The organism is Candidatus Nitrosocosmicus oleophilus (assembly GCF_000802205.1).
GTDB classification, from domain to species: domain Archaea; phylum Thermoproteota; class Nitrososphaeria; order Nitrososphaerales; family Nitrososphaeraceae; genus Nitrosocosmicus; species Nitrosocosmicus oleophilus.
This window is the reverse complement of record NZ_CP012850.1, coordinates 1,547,835-1,565,128: the sequence shown is the minus strand read 5'-3', so window position 1 is coordinate 1,565,128 and position 17,294 is coordinate 1,547,835. Positions and strand designations below refer to the sequence as shown.

General features: G+C 33.1%; 20 protein-coding genes and 2 pseudogenes. 15 read left to right on the top strand and 7 right to left on the bottom strand.

What is annotated here, in order from left to right; all coding sequences use genetic code 11:
* Positions 1-672: 672 nt before the first annotated feature.
* From NMY3_RS07565 to NMY3_RS07550, 4 genes are all read left to right on the top strand, one after another.
* Complete coding sequence (locus tag NMY3_RS07565; protein ID WP_196818300.1) at positions 673-963, top strand: hypothetical protein; 291 nt, start codon at positions 673-675, stop codon at positions 961-963.
* 347 nt (positions 964-1,310) lie between these two features.
* Positions 1,311-1,910: a hypothetical protein gene (locus NMY3_RS07560; RefSeq protein WP_196818299.1), complete on the top strand. Its 600-nt coding sequence runs from the start codon at positions 1,311-1,313 to the stop codon at positions 1,908-1,910.
* A gap of 551 nt (positions 1,911-2,461) precedes the next feature.
* The gene (locus NMY3_RS07555) at positions 2,462-2,731 is read left to right on the top strand and encodes a hypothetical protein (protein WP_196818298.1); all 270 of its coding nucleotides are present in this window, start codon (positions 2,462-2,464) and stop codon (positions 2,729-2,731) included.
* 81 nt (positions 2,732-2,812) lie between these two features.
* Positions 2,813-3,046, top strand: a complete 234-nt coding sequence (locus NMY3_RS07550) for a hypothetical protein (RefSeq protein WP_196818297.1) — start codon at positions 2,813-2,815, stop codon at positions 3,044-3,046.
* Between the two features lie 31 nt (positions 3,047-3,077).
* On the opposite strand, the gene NMY3_RS07545 is transcribed toward NMY3_RS07550, so the two are convergent.
* Positions 3,078-3,431 (bottom strand): hypothetical protein, encoded by a 354-nt coding sequence (locus tag NMY3_RS07545; protein WP_196818296.1) that lies wholly within the window; start codon positions 3,429-3,431, stop codon positions 3,078-3,080.
* A 548-nt stretch (positions 3,432-3,979) separates the two neighbouring features.
* Here NMY3_RS07545 and NMY3_RS07540 point away from each other — a divergent pair.
* Complete coding sequence (locus tag NMY3_RS07540; RefSeq protein WP_196818295.1) at positions 3,980-4,177, top strand: hypothetical protein; 198 nt, start codon at positions 3,980-3,982, stop codon at positions 4,175-4,177.
* A gap of 679 nt (positions 4,178-4,856) precedes the next feature.
* On the top strand, positions 4,857-5,192 hold the full coding sequence (locus NMY3_RS07535; protein ID WP_196818294.1) for a hypothetical protein: 336 nt from the start codon (positions 4,857-4,859) through the stop codon (positions 5,190-5,192).
* Positions 5,193-5,510: 318 nt separating this feature from the next.
* On the opposite strand, the gene NMY3_RS16890 is transcribed toward NMY3_RS07535, so the two are convergent.
* The gene (locus NMY3_RS16890) at positions 5,511-5,636 is read right to left on the bottom strand and encodes a hypothetical protein (protein WP_257720014.1); all 126 of its coding nucleotides are present in this window, start codon (positions 5,634-5,636) and stop codon (positions 5,511-5,513) included.
* Positions 5,637-5,737: 101 nt separating this feature from the next.
* Positions 5,738-6,022: a hypothetical protein gene (locus NMY3_RS07530; RefSeq protein WP_196818293.1), complete on the bottom strand. Its 285-nt coding sequence runs from the start codon at positions 6,020-6,022 to the stop codon at positions 5,738-5,740.
* Between the two features lie 376 nt (positions 6,023-6,398).
* Between NMY3_RS07530 and NMY3_RS07525 the strand changes: the two genes are divergently transcribed.
* Positions 6,399-7,244, top strand: a complete 846-nt coding sequence (locus NMY3_RS07525; RefSeq protein ID WP_231100385.1) for an FAD-dependent oxidoreductase — start codon at positions 6,399-6,401, stop codon at positions 7,242-7,244.
* A gap of 722 nt (positions 7,245-7,966) precedes the next feature.
* On the opposite strand, the gene NMY3_RS07520 is transcribed toward NMY3_RS07525, so the two are convergent.
* Positions 7,967-8,182, bottom strand: a complete 216-nt coding sequence (locus NMY3_RS07520) for a dodecin family protein (RefSeq protein WP_196818291.1) — start codon at positions 8,180-8,182, stop codon at positions 7,967-7,969.
* A 230-nt stretch (positions 8,183-8,412) separates the two neighbouring features.
* Between NMY3_RS07520 and NMY3_RS16690 the strand changes: the two are divergent.
* Positions 8,413-9,029, top strand: a pseudogene (locus NMY3_RS16690) (LLM class flavin-dependent oxidoreductase).
* Between the two features lie 222 nt (positions 9,030-9,251).
* Positions 9,252-9,419: a hypothetical protein gene (locus NMY3_RS07505; protein WP_196818288.1), complete on the top strand. Its 168-nt coding sequence runs from the start codon at positions 9,252-9,254 to the stop codon at positions 9,417-9,419.
* Between the two features lie 1,637 nt (positions 9,420-11,056).
* Here NMY3_RS07505 and NMY3_RS07500 read toward each other — a convergent pair.
* The gene (locus NMY3_RS07500) at positions 11,057-11,272 is read right to left on the bottom strand and encodes a hypothetical protein (protein WP_196818622.1); all 216 of its coding nucleotides are present in this window, start codon (positions 11,270-11,272) and stop codon (positions 11,057-11,059) included.
* Between the two features lie 293 nt (positions 11,273-11,565).
* Between NMY3_RS07500 and NMY3_RS07495 the strand changes: the two genes are divergently transcribed.
* The 5 genes from NMY3_RS07495 (at position 11,566) to NMY3_RS07475 (ending at position 13,540) form a co-directional block, all read left to right on the top strand.
* Positions 11,566-12,045: an NUDIX domain-containing protein gene (locus NMY3_RS07495; RefSeq protein WP_231100384.1), complete on the top strand. Its 480-nt coding sequence runs from the start codon at positions 11,566-11,568 to the stop codon at positions 12,043-12,045.
* A gap of 301 nt (positions 12,046-12,346) precedes the next feature.
* Positions 12,347-12,499, top strand: coding sequence for a hypothetical protein (locus NMY3_RS07490; protein ID WP_196818286.1), 153 nt, complete (start codon positions 12,347-12,349; stop codon positions 12,497-12,499).
* A gap of 41 nt (positions 12,500-12,540) precedes the next feature.
* A complete protein-coding gene (locus tag NMY3_RS07485) occupies positions 12,541-12,699 on the top strand; it encodes a hypothetical protein (RefSeq protein WP_196818285.1) in 159 nt (52 codons plus the stop codon).
* A 314-nt stretch (positions 12,700-13,013) separates the two neighbouring features.
* Complete coding sequence (locus NMY3_RS07480) at positions 13,014-13,244, top strand: hypothetical protein (RefSeq protein ID WP_196818284.1); 231 nt, start codon at positions 13,014-13,016, stop codon at positions 13,242-13,244.
* Positions 13,245-13,357: 113 nt separating this feature from the next.
* Positions 13,358-13,540, top strand: a complete 183-nt coding sequence (locus tag NMY3_RS07475) for a hypothetical protein (protein ID WP_196818283.1) — start codon at positions 13,358-13,360, stop codon at positions 13,538-13,540.
* 154 nt (positions 13,541-13,694) lie between these two features.
* Here the strand turns inward: NMY3_RS07475 and NMY3_RS07470 are convergent, their stop codons facing one another.
* The gene (locus tag NMY3_RS07470; protein ID WP_196818282.1) at positions 13,695-15,506 is read right to left on the bottom strand and encodes a hypothetical protein; all 1,812 of its coding nucleotides are present in this window, start codon (positions 15,504-15,506) and stop codon (positions 13,695-13,697) included.
* 249 nt (positions 15,507-15,755) lie between these two features.
* On the opposite strand from NMY3_RS07470, the gene NMY3_RS07465 reads away from it, so the two are divergent.
* Complete coding sequence (locus NMY3_RS07465) at positions 15,756-16,292, top strand: hypothetical protein (protein WP_196818281.1); 537 nt, start codon at positions 15,756-15,758, stop codon at positions 16,290-16,292.
* 328 nt (positions 16,293-16,620) lie between these two features.
* Here the strand turns inward: NMY3_RS07465 and NMY3_RS07460 are convergent.
* Positions 16,621-16,883: pseudogene (locus NMY3_RS07460) on the bottom strand (glycosyltransferase family 2 protein).
* Positions 16,884-17,294 lie beyond the last annotated feature (411 nt).

Sequence of the window (17,294 nt, the reverse complement as noted above, 5' to 3'; positions counted from 1 at the left end):
CATTTATTGCATATTATTATGGATTTCTATTCTCTATTATAGTAAATAGCATACTCTGGTTCGTAATTTCGACCGTTGTTAACAAATACTATTGGCACTACACGGGTTTTAAGGATGAAATGCGTCTCATTTCGAAATACCTTCTACACAAAAAAGGATATAAATACCAAATCAAATAGTGCATCTGGTTACAACAATATCAAAGAAGACTACTATCATATGACAAAGTAATGATATTAATAATCCCATTTCTGACTAATTAAAAAAATAGACCAAATAATTTTGGAAATCTTATTAAATAGATCTAATTCAACCCGGTGGGATACAGTCTGGCGTGAACATAAAATATCTTTTTACTTGCTACCATTAGTTTAGTCAATGATATATTTTATTTAATCTCGGATCATAACCCCACAAAGTAAAATCAAATGCACACTGTATTATGTAGCACGAATTTACGTACGTAAATGATGAAGAGCTGCCTTTCGTAAGGCAACTACTGATTTGCAGAATCAAGTTTCGTTTTAGTCATAAAAGTCAAATACACCAAATAACAAATTCATGGGGGAATAATAAGATAGTATAACAAGCACCAGGGTAAAATTGTTATTTTCGAAATCAGTTTAGTATGGAATGTTGTCTAAGATATAAAGGATATTATACTAATATAACATGGATTCAGATATTTCTAAAAATATTACCCGCCTGGCCAATAGAATCGTCAACCTGCTGGTAGAAAAAACAAATGGTGATTTAAGGAGTCCAATACCTTTTCTCTTTTCCTATGATCAAGGACATTTTATAAATCACAGCTCTTGTGAGAGTAAATTTGGTAAATCAAATAAACAGATACGCCAATCTGTAATAGACCATCTGCTCAAAAATGAATTAATATTTATCAGTCCAGGAAATATAAAACTGGTGTATTTAACACAAAAAGCCATAGATCAATACCCGATGTGATATTGTTTTACTTTCAAAAATACTGTTGACCATTATCTTTAATATGTGTAATAAATCCAAGGCTAATTGATAGGGGAACTTTGACAACAGATCAAATTATACATGCACGGCCAGATCTTTTGTTAAATAAACATTTACAAGGTTATTACATTTTTGGCTTGAACCCAAGCGTGAAAGAGGTCAATTCAATACCCTTGATGTTGACTTCAATGGCTTTGGGTAAAATTAGGCCGTATTATTCCTTTGAGGTTCACTAAGGGATCCAATAATAGGACTATTCTGTCAATATTTGGTATTAAAAACCATTAGATACCCATGTTTATATACCTCGGTCACCAATAGAAACTATGTCAAAGAAAACAGAAACAAACCAAAATAATTCGAATAATACCAATCAACAAAATAATAACAATAACAATGATTTCCAAGAATCCGTTAACCAATCATTTGATGAAACTAAAGACAATATCAAAAAATCAATAGATGAATCAAAAAAACAGATTCCACGAATCAATGACAGTGTAAATAGTTATCAAGAGCAATCACTACAAACCGCAAAAGAGATTTCAGAAGAATATCTTGATTCTCAAAAAGAAGTCGTTAATTCACTCCAATCAGCATGGAGACCTTACAATGAGATATACACTGGATTAGTCACTAACTTCTTTTCTCCTGATGCAGCAGTTAATGCATACACAAGATTTGTAAGTAATGTTGCAGACAACACGGTGTCAACAATTAGATTATCAAACAACGTAATTTTCTCAACCCTTGATGCATGGAAGCCATTACTACAACAAGCAAAAGATGTTTCAAGACACGTGTCAAACACTGGAGTAAACGCTGCAAGGGTATTTGAACAAAATTCAAGACAATTAGCAGCAAATGTTAAAGATGGATCCAATTCAAACATAAATACGTCTACTACAAACTCCTCTAGTCATTAGCATAACAACAATAGAATACTACACCGCGGTAGCATGCATGTTAATCCAATCCATTTGAACTGATTTTTATCATTCTTCATTTTGATTGATAGATAGGCAGTAATGATAATGTTGGAACATGTATGATGATATTATGCGGGATTAATCAAATCATAATCTATTATAGTTTATTTAATCATGATCGATCTATCTTTAATACTGATTTATGAGAGCAAAAAACGTTACCTGCCTTTTTTGAAATAATATCAGTAATGTATTATACTTTTTTTGTTCCAAATATAATTTATCTACTGTTAAATAATATGGTATAAATTTACATATACGCTAATGCAAGAGGAAAAAAAAACAAAGACAACAAGTCTATTCCTACTAGTTATATAGAAAGACAAAGGTTAATTGATGAAGGTGGGACACAAAAATACGGTGATGGACACAAAAATAAAAACAAAGACGATAACGTCCTAATAGACGCAGAACATTAACTGATCCATCATCGTGAAGTTTGTTAACAGAGAAAAGAATCAATTTCCAAATAATAGGATATAAAAATTATGAATTCTACTTTAAAAAATAATATTGCTTATGAACTATACAAGCTCTGTTCAGTAGAGATGCCTGAAAAGGCGACATGGTCGATTGATGAATTATACGAGCATGTATGTAACCCTTCCTCAGAAGAAAAATCATTTACTCTTGAAGGGTTAAGAAATGAACTTAAAAGTCTAGAGGGAAAAGGAGCAGTTATTTTGGTTGATGGATATAACTCTATTAATCTTGTGGGACCAAAACTTTCAGAGCTATTTGACTCTCGTATTTCCTAACTTTCTTAACTGTTTCAAATTACTATTTTAGTTTGACTTCTTTCCCAAAGAGCTCGAACTTTTTAGAAATTAGGTTTTAATATGATTTGTAGTCCAGTACATAATATAAACAAATTCGAAGTAGATAGCGGAAAAAATTCAGACGAAAGTTTTACTAATAACGAGACAACATTTTCATGTGATAAATGCGGACAGAACTTTGGCTCACAACAAGAATTAAAAAATATATTAGTACCGATCACTGGTATCGGTTCAGTAATGCAAACATATTGTCTTAAGGGATTACTCATGGATTCTAACCATCCTATTTGTTAATTTCAATAATTTAATTTTAGCAGTTTCAAATTTACATGTTAATATCAGTTAGTGGAAATGCTAAAGTAGAACGAACTAGATTTACAATGGGAATGTAGATAGACTGACTATTGTCTCCAATGGCATTTGTAAATTTGTAATTTGATGTCATTTTATTTAATTCAATAAACTTTGTAGAAGGTTTTTCTTCCGAGATAAAATAGTGAGCAACGACTCCTCCAACTATCCCTGTGTGGACAAATAAGATTTCTTTCTCTTTATATCTTATACAATAGAGCATCGGTGTTATAGCCATAAAAGACTGCGACGTATAAAGTACTACATTTAATAAATCCCTTAGATTTTCATACTGGAGGTAAGTAGTAAACCATTCACCTTGAGACATACCTAAATTAAATGTGTTATATTTCTTAAATATTTCTTAAATATCTATTCTAATTTGTATTAATCAATATATCAATGCTAAAATTAAAGGTACCATTGTTTGTGATTGTAATTACTACGACTAGGATAATAATCACTTTGTTATAGAGTTTATCCATCGTGTTTCATTTTTACAAGAAATGGCAACATAGGAATAAGTTTGGTTAATCTATTATTAATGGTACAACAGATATTTGCTAAAACACAACACATTAGAGTTTGGATAGTTTGGATAGTTTGGTTCCCAGGTGTTGCTAATTAATGGTTATTATTAATCTCGCCTTTAAGGGCGGCGCCCGATTGTGTATACAATTAATTGTTTAGCACAATATTCAGTTTCAGTTAATACTAATTATTAAATGCTGACTAATTTTTACTTGTTGGACTGACTTCCTATCACTGAAAAATTATACATCAAACCCATAAGACATGGACCATAAAATACGAAAAGTTAGCACTATTTTGTTATTTTAGCACTAGTTTATATATTAAATCTATTTTGTTAGAGATATGAACAAAAAATTAATAACAGTGGGTTTAATATCTAGCACAGTAATGTTCACAAGTATAGGATTTATATTTCCTGAACTATCGATCGGCATAGGCAGCATGATAATGGGAGGGATATCTATTGGATTGGCGTTACAAGTTTTGAAGGAATCAGCAAGAGGAAAAATAGACAAGTTGATCTTGGAAGATCTTAGATAAAGGTATTCTCACTCAATGGTAAAAATTCTTGTCTGTATTCAAACATCATACAAAATTTTTAATGATTTGTCTGATGAGGATGAGGATAAAATAACATAGTTTCTATAACTTCTTACTGGAGAGAGAGAACAACTTTGGAATGCGAACATAAAGAAGTAAAGAGGGTTGTCAACCCCTTCCGAAGGCCTTCCTACTAAGGTATTGTATACTGTAAAAGGGTACTACGTGATGACGTAGAGACAAACTGATCTGTTTAGTAACTAGTGATGGTGGTTTTTTTTGGACAACTTTTTTAATTATTTTATTTCGTCGGTCATAAATTGATGAAAATCTAACGAACACAAGCATATATTCAATATACCAGATATTGAGAACTGGTTTCATGCTAAAAAAGGTTATATATTGCTGGCGCGACAGATGTCCAGTAGCAAAGGAACTGCTTTTTCAAGGGAGAGAATACAAAACATCGTGTGCTACACCTCACACGGATAAAAAGGGAATATACAGTTACGGTAAATTCAATAAAATGAAAAATGTGTGACATACAATTCTAAAAGGTCCAATTATTTTTATTATTCACTTTAGTTTTTGAAGATGAAATTGCCTAATTAATTGAGTTAAAAAAAAGAAAGATCTTTGAATTTGTTATGTTTAACTACTTTGATCGATAATTATTAATATGTCAGAATCCAATAGCGACATAAATTATACCGATCCAGCCAAAACTGGGGAATTTTCTACATATTTGAGACAAGGTGATAAAACAAATACCCCGTCTGATAATGAAGCCACAGATAGAGAAACATTATCCAAGATGGCAAATCTATTGGAGGGACTCCAATTTCCAGCTACGACGGATGAGATAAAAGATCATGTGAACAAAAAATCACCGGCGATGGGAAATAGAATCAATGATGTATTGGAGGCTATACAAAATAATTTGAATCAAAAATCAGAATATCAGGATGTATATGATATAGGCCTGGCTACAGGATTAGTAAAAAAGAAAAATTAGTTTCTAATCAGATATACAAATAAAAAGTATTCATACACTAATTTCTAAAATAGATTGCATATTATGTTTGGTCAAAATAGTACTAGTCAATTTAGTTTACTTCGAATCAGATTTCTTGGATTTAAAAGGAGAAATTATCTTAAAAGATAAGAAACTTACTTCAATATTACGTCAGTCCAATTCTATTTTTTTGATATTTTATAGCGACAGCACCTGCTTGAAAGTATTCTTCTATACCTCCTTTTTATCTTCAGATTTCTTTTTCCTAAAGATGTGAATACATTCTTTAGAACATTAATACAATAATACACCTAGGTACTATAATTGTGGAACAAGTGTGTACATATTAGGTGGAGAAGTAGGTATTCGTTCTGAGCATGTTATTCCCTGTAACCCCTCCATTTGTGTGATACCATCTATGATATCAGAGAGATCGCTGCTCAACTTATATACTACACTGACTAGAATATGTGATTCACCAATATCGTTTTCAATCGAGGTGATTCCCTTAAGTTTGCATTTTCAATAATACTCTTATCTGAATTCTATTTGATCTCCTTTGCATTCGGTGTCCACACAGAGCATATACCATGTGGTGCTATTTCGTTTGACACGTTCCCATTAATATCCTGCCCTTCGTCAGTAACAATCGCACAATGGTTTGGTTTAATGAAATATATACAGTTATAACAGAAATAACCTGTATGTGTATCGGAATTTTTAAAATTAATCAACTCCATATATCCTGAACAAGCCTTTGTCAGTTTATTAAGTTTAGTTGCGTCTTGTGGTATCTTTTGTGTAGATGTAAAATCAGAAGATGCACTCATGAGCATAGATGTAAAACATACCTTAAATAGGCCATATTTAATAAACTACAATACGATTCTCATTATCGATAATGATAATAGTTTTATGTAACTTTTAAATCCTTGTTTTATGGATGATAATTAAATAAGATCTCAACTAATTTACTACTTCTGTCAACATTATTAGTAGATAAGATGGAAGGTTTGAAGAATGGTACCGGTGCTATATGAAATTATAATTGCATTAGGTTATGGTTAACATAGCAACAACAGCTCTGCCGTATGGTTGACCTCTATATTCAACGGTATCCCATAGAGGGCGGCGCTATGATCTGATTTTCACAAACTGCCCGTATAACAATGTCTATAATCATTATGAGATCAGCAATTACATCTTATGAAGTTAAAATATAATGTTGATAGCATACTAACAAGGAGAAGAAAAAAAATAATGAATCCATCTTTTGATTTTCGACTTGTATTATTTGAAAAAATAAAAATCGAGGGGACCGATGTCATATCTTTTAGGTTTAATCAGGAACTTGATAAATTAGAGGTAAACAAAACGCCATCCTTGTTTGAATATACTGCAGGTCAATATGCCTATTTTAACTTAGATGATGTACATGGTGACCCAAATGACTCAACTAGGCATTTTACTATCTCTTCATCACCAGCAGAGAATTTTATAATGTTAAGCACCAAAATAAGAGACTCCCCATACAAACAGAGACTGTCAAACTTAGAAGAGGGAGATAAGATTGACGTCAGTGCTCCAGAGGGCGAATTTATTTTACCAGCGGATTATTCAAAACCTTTGATATTTCTGTCCGGGGGTATAGGAGTGACTCCGTTTAGAAGTATGTTAAATTACGCGACAGAAAAACAACTACCATTAAAAATAATAATGTTTGACTCAAACAAGAATCAACAAAACATACTCTTTAAGAAAGAGTTTGATGATTGGACGGCTTTAAATGAAAACATGAAGATAGTCTATACTCTTAGTGATGATAAATCCGAGGGGAATAACAATTTCGGCACAGAAGAGGAATGGAATGGAGAAAAAGGCAGAATAGATAAAAAAATGATTTTAAAACATGTTGACACTAATACTTTAAACGAAGCAATATTCTATATTTGTGGCCCTCCAGATATGTTAAAATCGATGCAATCATTACTAGAGAAAGAATTGGAAATCCCAAAAGATAGGATAAAGATTGAAGAGTTTACAGGATATTGATAAGAAAATATCCTACGATTTGAGTTTGAGTTTAGGACCAAGCTTTCAGACAGGTATGAAACTATTCATGGTAAATCTGTCTAATGGATTAGTAGATTTCATTTTTCATTTTTTCAATGGATTATGATCTTTGAATGAAAACAATTTTTTCAGGATAAATTCTATTGATTCTTTGTAAGATATTTTTACATACATAGAATATATTTGGTTAATTATGGATAGTTTTGTGCCTCAAGGGACACGCATTACTTTGAAAAATTAAGATCAAATAGATAAATAAAAGAACGTATTATTTATTGTACAATAATACTTAGTGCAATTGGTTTAAAAAGCGTCGAACTGATTCCAATTGAATTATGGAAATTTCAACGATCAAGGATCTCGGATTGTGAATTAACTACATTACCAAACAAGCTAAAAGGGGTGGACAATATTTGATGTGGAAAAAATTAAACTAAAAAAATGTAAATCCTGCGCTCATAGAACACTTATTGTACGTATTGGAGAGAAAAACTACCTGAACAGAATCGATCGGTACTAAGGAAAAAGAATTTATGAATTTTAAACCCCCGACTATGATTATAAGAATTTGATTTAACAAATATTCGATTTAACTAGAATAGTAATAAGTTGCCAATTTCTCAAAAGAAGATCCTAGTGCAATAGTTCAAGTGTTGATGTTCAAAAATTAGGGAAATGGGTAGAGTTTGGAAATCGCCTTCTTAGGAATGTTCTACCCCGAAGGCTATCTTTACAGTAGAATGATATTCAGATATTTTTCCCGTATTTGGATCTACTCTAGCTGTCATATCGGTTAACTCAATTCCAGTTATACCGCGAATTGTTTTTGTCGCTTCAGTTAATGCTACCTGAACAGCATCCTCCCAACTCTTGCCCGATGAGCCTACTATTTCTGTTATTTTTGCTACATGTGTCATGCATCACATTAAGGAATATATATTAAATAGGCAATCTAGTAACATGGTTTTGATTAGTAGATTAGCATTTATTTTGATAATAATAGTTAATTTAAATAAAGAATAACTAAGAAATTCGAATTAAAAATTTTCTTGTTAGTTATTAGGAGTCTAAACCGGAGAAGGCATCATGTGTATATCTACTCAACTAGCCTTGTTAACCTAATAAAATATGATATACCAGAATATCTGTGTCAAAATCAGCAGAGGTTAAAACAAGATTAAGTATTCAAGCAGCTCATGAACAAATTAATCCTATTGATTTGTTAGATGATGTGATATATTTGGACAAGAAGGGGATAGAACGTTGTGGGACCAGTGATCATTATATGCCTTGGTGGGATACAGGAGCTTCCGGAGGGGCTGCATGGCCATGGATGGGAGCTGCCTTAGCAAAGACAACCAAATTGGTTATCGGTACTGGGGTAACAGCTCCTATCCTAAGATATCATCCTGCGATAGTAGCACAAGTATTGCTACTTTGGCTTATATGTTTCCAAAAAGAGTTTTTTTAGGACTAGGGAGAGGAGAAGCATTAAATGAAGTACCTTCTGGAAATATTTGGCCACCTAACATAGAAAAATTTAGACGTTTAAGAGAATCCATTAAGTTAATAAAAAAATTATGGTCACAAGATGGGGTTACTTTTAGTGGAGAATTTTATTCAATCAAAGATTCCAATTTATATACTAAACCCCCTTACCCAATTCCGATATATATCGCTGGTCTGGGCATACAATCTGCTCAATTAGCCGGCGAGGAGGGAAATGGATTTGTAACTAATGAATTGGACATAGATAAAAATTAAAGATATTTTGATCCCTGCCGTAAAAAAAGGATCTATTAAGGCAGGAAAAGACTATGAGAAACTAGAAAGGATATTATTTATTCCTGCTTCATATGATGAAAATAAACAAAAGGCATTAGAATCAATTAGATTTTGGAGAGGATCTATGATTAAAGCATTCTTTGATGTTGATGTACATTATCCAAGATTGAAGAAAATGGTCAGGTTATTGACGATGATTCTTTGCAAAAAAAATTATTTGTTATATCTGATTTGGAAGAAGGAATCAAAAAACTACAACAATATGTAAATATTGGATTTACTGAAATTGTATTTACCAATTCTAGTCCTGACAGAAAGAAATTTGTAGATATTCTAACAAAGATATATGATGTCATAAACAATCCATAAATATCATATGATTATGAACAACCTTATTGGTCATAATTAATACCAATACATTCATCCTTGTTTTGGTATCTTATGATAGATTATCAAAGAAACAATTGATTTTCAAATAATTCAATGCTTTACATACAACAAAACAGATTTTTTAGGTGACTCAATCGATGTATTTAGACTTGCTTGGCAAGATATTTCTCATTTACCAGAATTAGACTTGTACGTATATTACTAGATTATTTTGCCAATGAATCAAACTCAAACTCGCATCAAGCGTAAATCGACGACCACTAAACTGTATTAGAACTTAATACCGCAAGGAACATTCATTTTTTTTAACATAATTAATCTCGTCTCCTCTCCTCCTATCTATTTTTATTATCGTTAAATACTATATTATTCACATTCTTTGGCCTAGATATACTTACAAAGGTAATTTGTCAAGTCATGGAATGAGGAGGATAAGATGCTAATTTCATGCTCCCCATTATCTTATTCCTCCCATTTCCAGATATTTTTATTATCGTTAAATAGTATCTTATACATACGAGGTTACTCTAGCACCAGTTAAAGAGTAACGAAACAACTTCATTAATGAGGAAATAGGATGCTGTTATCTCTAGCCTCGCATGCATCTGATTTTTCCTCATTTTTATCGATTTATTATCATTATATACTATATTATACACATCAATCTACTTCAAGCAACTATTTGAAGGAGTCTTAAAGCGTCATTAAATAGGAGTGAGGTATGTAATGATGGCATATACTACCTCATTTCTATCTTAATTCTCATTCTTACAATACTCTAATTTTCACTGTTTTTCAGGTCTAGTTTTAAAGTTCCAAATATAGGAGATCCAGAGACGGGGGAAATGAATGTTTGAATTTCAATTCCCTAAATCTTGATAAATTAATATTTAATTGTCAAATGTTATGCGCTAATAATCATAGTAACCGTTTATGTATTCTTTGTTCTATAGATCGTGGATATCGGAGGAGAAATGATTATTTACTAATATGTCAGTGCTATGAAAATGAAACTTGATGACGTGGATCTATCTGCTCCTTGAACAATTTTTTCAATAAATTTGTGACAATAAAGGACAACTGTATCACCTACTATATTTTACATCAAATTTAGATTCTCAAGGTACCAATATTATTTTTGGAAATCCTACTTTCTTTCAAACATTCCTTGAATGAGAATGGCAACACTAATTGTTGAGATGATTGCCCATACTAGAAGCATCATTATTATTTCCAGTATTTCCAATATTCCAAGGAATTGTAATCATGGAACAATAAGAGTTTCTCCGTTTAGAATCAAACGGCCTCTCCAGATTATCTTCATCATGCTTGAAAGATGATCCAAGATCATTGTACTATTATTTTAGAACTAGGATCATAAATTCCATTTACATTTAAAAAAAATAGGGTTAGAGCCAAATTTGTTTCACATACAACAGAATGTGCTACCTAATTTAGTAACGATATAGGACCGTATAAGGAGTGGGGTAATTCTTAAATTTCATCTCTTTAAAACAAATGTTTTTCTGTTTTCATCTTCACAAGTGAGATCCTAGGAATAGTGAGCCTTGCTTATTTTGACAGTGAAGATCAGATAAACGATCTTTTGGAATCTATTATGGTATATTCTTTTTTGCGCAGGAGTCACAGTATTTTTCTAAAATGGTAGATCCATCTGCAGTGAATATTACTTCTTGAGCAGCTGTGTTACTGCAACTTACACAGTATTTTGTCTTTCCGCTAACATCAACGTATGCCCCTATTGACGAAAATTTCTTATAAGGAGATTGCAAAGACATTATCATAGGATTAGATTTATTTTCCCTTGTCATTTTATAAATATACCTTTTTTATCTGTTAAGTGTGTCATGATGAATATCGCTGATAGATTGCTCTAATCGTTACTATTAATCGAAATTTAATCTTTTCAACTGGTTCTAAATGATAGTACACAAATATTAATCAATATAATAAAAATGGAAATCATATCACTTTATGAACAACTTTTTCTAAATACTTGTTCAACTGAGTAAGATGTTCAAGGTTTAATTGGTGGATAAAAATATTGGATAATGAGAATCCAAGTGCGATGTTTAAGTTGTTTGTTGTATAATTTTTAATGGATATGTCAAAACAAGATGAATATAAGAACCCTATTCCTACTGTTGACACGATAATTGATAATAATTCTCGAGTGTTATTTATTAAAAGAGTCAAAGAGCCCTTTGAAGGTAAAATGGTATTTCCAGGTGGCTTCATTAAAATAGGAGAAACAGTAGAAGAGGCAGCTATACGTGAAGTAATGGAGGAAACATCTGTAGAAGTAGACTTGGATCATATATTGGGAGTATATTCTGATCCTAATAGAGACCCCAGAGGTCATATTATGTCCACAGTGTTTATAGGAAAGATCTCTCCAAATAGTCAAAACAAAGAACCTATAGCAGGCGATGGTGCTTCCTCGATTAAATGGGTGGATATCAAAGATATTGATAAAGAGGATTTTGGTTTTGACCATAAGAACGTACTGAAAGATTACATAGAATGGAAAAATTCTAAACAAACCTTTTGGTCTTCACGAAATAAATCAAAAATTACTGAATAAAAATTTCAAGTATTGTCCTTGAATTTATCAGTTTTTAGAATACTTTTTCTGGTATTGTCATCAAAATAGATGACAAAAGATCTTTACGTTGACAGTTATATCAAGAATAGTTATTTCTTTGAGACTACTATTTTCTTGGTTCGGATTTACTATGTAAGGGTTGAAAATGTCTTTATTATTTAAAGTATTATTCTTATTTTCCATTGTACCGATAATATAAAAAATAAGTTTCGAGAATTTGAAGAGGCAATGGCAAATTGTCTGCCTAAGGTAGACAAAAAATTGATCATTGAATTGCTTGATGACCAAAGAAGATGAATATCCTGGGTACAATCTTCAATTAAAATTGGTAGATGGTTTTAATGAAAATAATTTTAGGGAATCAATTATTCGCGACTCGGGCATCGTACCTGCTTTTCATAAAGACAAAAATATGGCGGTCATGCGGCCGTAGAGCACAGAGTTAACTTCAAAACTCTTTCTTACCTAAGTAATATGCATGATATTGAATATATTAGAGGCTCTAGAGCGGGAGGTGCACGGGCATCTATAGGACCACAAATAGATAGGGATGAACATGACAAAACTCATGGTCCACAAGGAGGTGAAGCACAATATTATTTCTACTGGAAGGTTTTTGTTAAATCAGGTTAATAAATTGCAATTACGTATATACCTACATAGAGTAGTATTCATTCTTTTTAGTTTTGGTTTACGCTTAATCGTTTAGGTCGTTATTCATCGGGCCGGGCTGTCCTCAAGCGCGGCCGTACAATAGGAATGAATAATATTTCATTCTTGTGGATCCTCTTAATCGTTGTGATATATGGTATCTACAGAATATCGAATGCCGACCATTATTGCAGTAGCTGTCATAATGTTAAAGTATAAAATGAAAGGCCTAATCAAATACCATAGTTTGCGGATAGAAATATGAACTATTTAATGATTGATGTACTATATACAGCATGCTTAAAATTCTTGTCTTGGCTATAATAGTGTTAACTGCAGCAGGGTCTTCAATGCAAGCATATGCTAGCAGTGGCCTTGGAGTTTTATTTGATAACAGATCATCAGATAATAAACATTTATCATTTACTGATACTAATGATAGCGAAGATTTGACCCTGCCAAGAAATAACAGTGCAGACGGGGCTGAAAATTCGATGAGTAACACATTTGGAAATATATCAAGATAATCACAATCCAACTCCAGTTCTATCAACGTGACACCGGCTACTAGTAGCTCGTAAAAAAGATTCATTTCATAGCGTGTCATAAAGCAAAAATATCAGCTACTATTGATAAAATGATGGAAAACTTCTTAATCAGTGAATTTGTTGGTTCCATCTTATCCAGGAAATTGTCCGAACCGCCACCGCCAGCTCCTGAGCCTTATCCTACTCCAGAACCACAACCACAACCACAACCTAATCCAGAGCCTGTCCCTGAACCATCTCCAGAACCAAATCCAGAGCCTGAGCCATATCAGTAAAGATGTCCCATATTTTTATTAACATTCTAATATGTAACGATGTTGCGAACTAGATTTGTAACATGTCATGTTACAAAATCATTTGATTAATAAATTCAAATGTAGAGAAAGAAATTTTTTGGTGATCATGTCGCATCTATGTTGAGCTAATGATTTAAACCGGGTCAGGATTGAATTGACCATTAGACAGAGTATATGAACGCCTCTCATACTGGGCACCAGTAGCCTCTTGAAAATAACGAATGGTCGCCCTCCATTTATCTCTAGTACCTTTTAGCGTATCAATTGTCAAGGTGGCAAAACCTCGTTTCTCCTTTGAAGAGAAACTAGCGACGCGCTCACCTTGAATGTCACGTGGCCCCCTAAGACCAGTGTTCCGTGTAAGCGGCGATGAGACAAATTCTGGGGCCATACGACCTCCTCCCAGATCAATATGATAGATTTCATTGATATGAATGTCGCCTGAGATAAACAAAAGACCATTAATGGTCTTACCCATCCGAATTGCCAATTCTCTATACAGTCTCTCTCGCTCATCATCGTATTTACTTTGACCGTAACCCTCTCCATCTTCTGCATGATGATTCCAGCTGATACCAGTACCTAGTATTACAACCCGCGGATCTATGGTTCCACGTTTATTGATCGTATCAAGTACTTTATCAATTATGTCATTACCAAAGAATATGCCTCTGTCCTTATCACGCCTAAAGCGGCCATCAAGTAAATAAATATCAACTAGTCCATAAGAGATCCTGGTAGTTAGTCCTGTTTTACCAATTTCTTCGAGGGAAATGGGTTGATTTCCCCAGTACTGTAACCAAGTCCATACAGCCTGCATACGTAACTCGCTGTTAATAGCTTTACTATCTTTGTCGTTTCCAGCAAAGTCATGATCGTCCCAGATTCCGCAAGATGGTACCACTTTAGCCATATCGAGAAATTCTAAATGGCGTCGCATTGAGACATGAGCAGCATGCATTGATTCTACATTGCGGGGTATCTCCTCAGTCACGTGATCATAAAAATAGAACGTATCACCAAGATGAACAAACAAGCGCACAGGGCTGATACCACTTGCCGATGATTCCGTTAATGCTTTAATGGCTGTCCATGATCCCTGTGCTATCTGCTTTTTAGATTTAACACAAGAACCAAATGCAAAGGTAAATTGCCCATGAGACCCTTCAGGAGGATATGTAAGAATTGAGCCCGAGCCATCAGGCACTGGAGTTTCAAAACCAGCGCGCAAAAAACTGAGGTTAAATTCATAACGCCGATTCGGTAGAAGACCGGTTAGATTGAATCGATAAGTGGGCTCTAATTTTTGAGTTTCATCATGAACCTTGAGATTGGTAATAGTATCAAATGCTCGAAAGCGATAGTAGCCCACTCGATCCACGCGATAAAGTATAACTGCAGAAGTGTCTGAGACTTGGCCCACCACAGGACCCAGGACCCGATACCCAGATCGTGGTAGAGGATCTTTAGCATTGGAGGCTGGGGCGACACAGAATGACCCTGTAGACCAATCTCGAAGCATCAGTACAGCATTATCGTTGTCAAGGAATTGATTAGCGTTACTATTTCCAATTAAGGGCATTGAGTGGCCATTAGCAAACAAAAGTATGCTACCTACAAACCATCCATCAGTACCATCCTTGCGAAGGAATACCTCGGAAATATCAATTAGTTTGCGGTTAAGTGCAGGTGGGACGGGGAGGGCAAACCTCTTTGTCTTTCCACGAGGGGGCAAAGTTCCAATACTAATCGGTATTTCAGATAATCCGATCTCATTATATAGCTTAAGATTAAAAGGCTCATAAAGGCGTGTACCGTCGGAGAAGACAATATTAACATAATGAAGATCACCGGAGCCAGCATTATGTGCATTTACTGTAGAGATTTCAAGTTCAAGTGAAATAAGATCTTCATCCAAGATCGCTACATTGTCAATATAGTCCATGTTTTATCCACCATACCTTCTTATGTTATATAACTGCATTTTTTTCATCCTCACCTGTTTCTACAATAAAGTTAATTAATTCTTGAAATATGCATGAAATGGATCTCAAGAAATATTGACTTGGATCAATATCAATGAGGATTACGACTAAAATAAAAATGCCTCATAATAAGAATTGAAAAATTGTTTTTTGAACAGAATTGGTATCTATTAGTCTTTTATAACTTGTTAATTAAAATGTTTTACTACATGGCTAATAATGATAAGAATGACGCAGAATCTCCTGATATAATTGAAGAAATTATTCCAGGTAAGAATACAGATTACAACGATAAATCCATCAATCCAAACAATAACAACAATTTACAATCATTTGTTGAGGATTATAATGAAGAAGAATCCGCCCAAGCTGTCATCAACGCATCAGCAGATTCTAAAAGAACCATGGAGACAAGTACAGAAGAAGCAAGGAATCAAGTTCCCCGCTATACTCAGGCTATTACTGATACACAGGAACAAACAGTTAAAGTCACCAACGCGCTAGCAGATAACTATCTTGAATATCAAAAACAGGCTATAAATTCATTTCAATCAGTATACGCTCAATACTTTGAAAATTTCCAGAAGCAATTGTGGAACAACCAAGAATTCTTTAAAAAAATACCAGACATGTATTCAGGGATGATTAGCACTTACATAGAAAGTGCTATGGCTTTCAACAAAATATGGAATGACTTTATAATTTCGAATGTGGGCTTTTTTAATGATTTGAACAAAAAGGCCTAGGATAAATGAGAATATTTTACCGAGAATGGAAAATGAATTGTAAAGAATTATCATGAAACTGGAAAAGATAATAAAGATACATTTGTTTCTTGTCCAACTTTGTGAATCAAAATAGATATCAAACTCCTAGTAGCCAGATTATTCTTTGACTTTTTTTATTTCGTAATTCTAAAACAAATAGAAAAATAATCAGTTAGACATGCAATATGTAGAATACGTAACATTTCAAAATCATCCACTATTGATATTTGTTTTTGTTTTTTATTCTGAGTGAATATTTCCTATCTCTCCAGCTGATCACATGCCCTTGTTTTGATTTAACTAATGATTAGATAAAAGCGACCAGCATAAAGTAGCCTTGGTAACACGCCCAATTCTTACCTGTCCATCCCTGTGGTAATGGAGGATTTTCAACATAGGTTACTTTACTATGACTAAAACTATACTTTTTGATTACTCTTCCTGTATCATCTGAAGATGAATCATTAATAGCAATTATTTCATAGTTAGATAATCCTGACTTAGTAGACTTTTTAGACATTCTTCGATATAATTTTCTTCATTTCTGGCTGGAAGAATTATGCTTACCAATGGAAAATTGAAAATGTGCAAATTTGCAACATGTAATAGTTTTGGTACTTTTGTAATTGACCTAATGGAATCATACAAAGTATACCAGCCAGAAGAAGATGTCTAATTGTATAACAAATATTGTCATAGAACCGGCATAATTATAGTGGTCGAAGATTTCCAAATACAATTACTTTGGAATTTTACTAACCAACAAAGATTAAGTTTTTAATATTTGTGTTGAAAATGAACTATTATGACAGATATTATTCTGATTTGCGGTTGATTCATTGGTTATTAGTTTTATTATGTGATCTATTTGTCCTCATGGATTGGCTACTAATTGTAAATCATCAATTTTTCCCGTATATAGATAATGATTTCGTTCGATTGACAAGACTCTGCTGGAAAGGTGTAGATTTGGTCTCATTT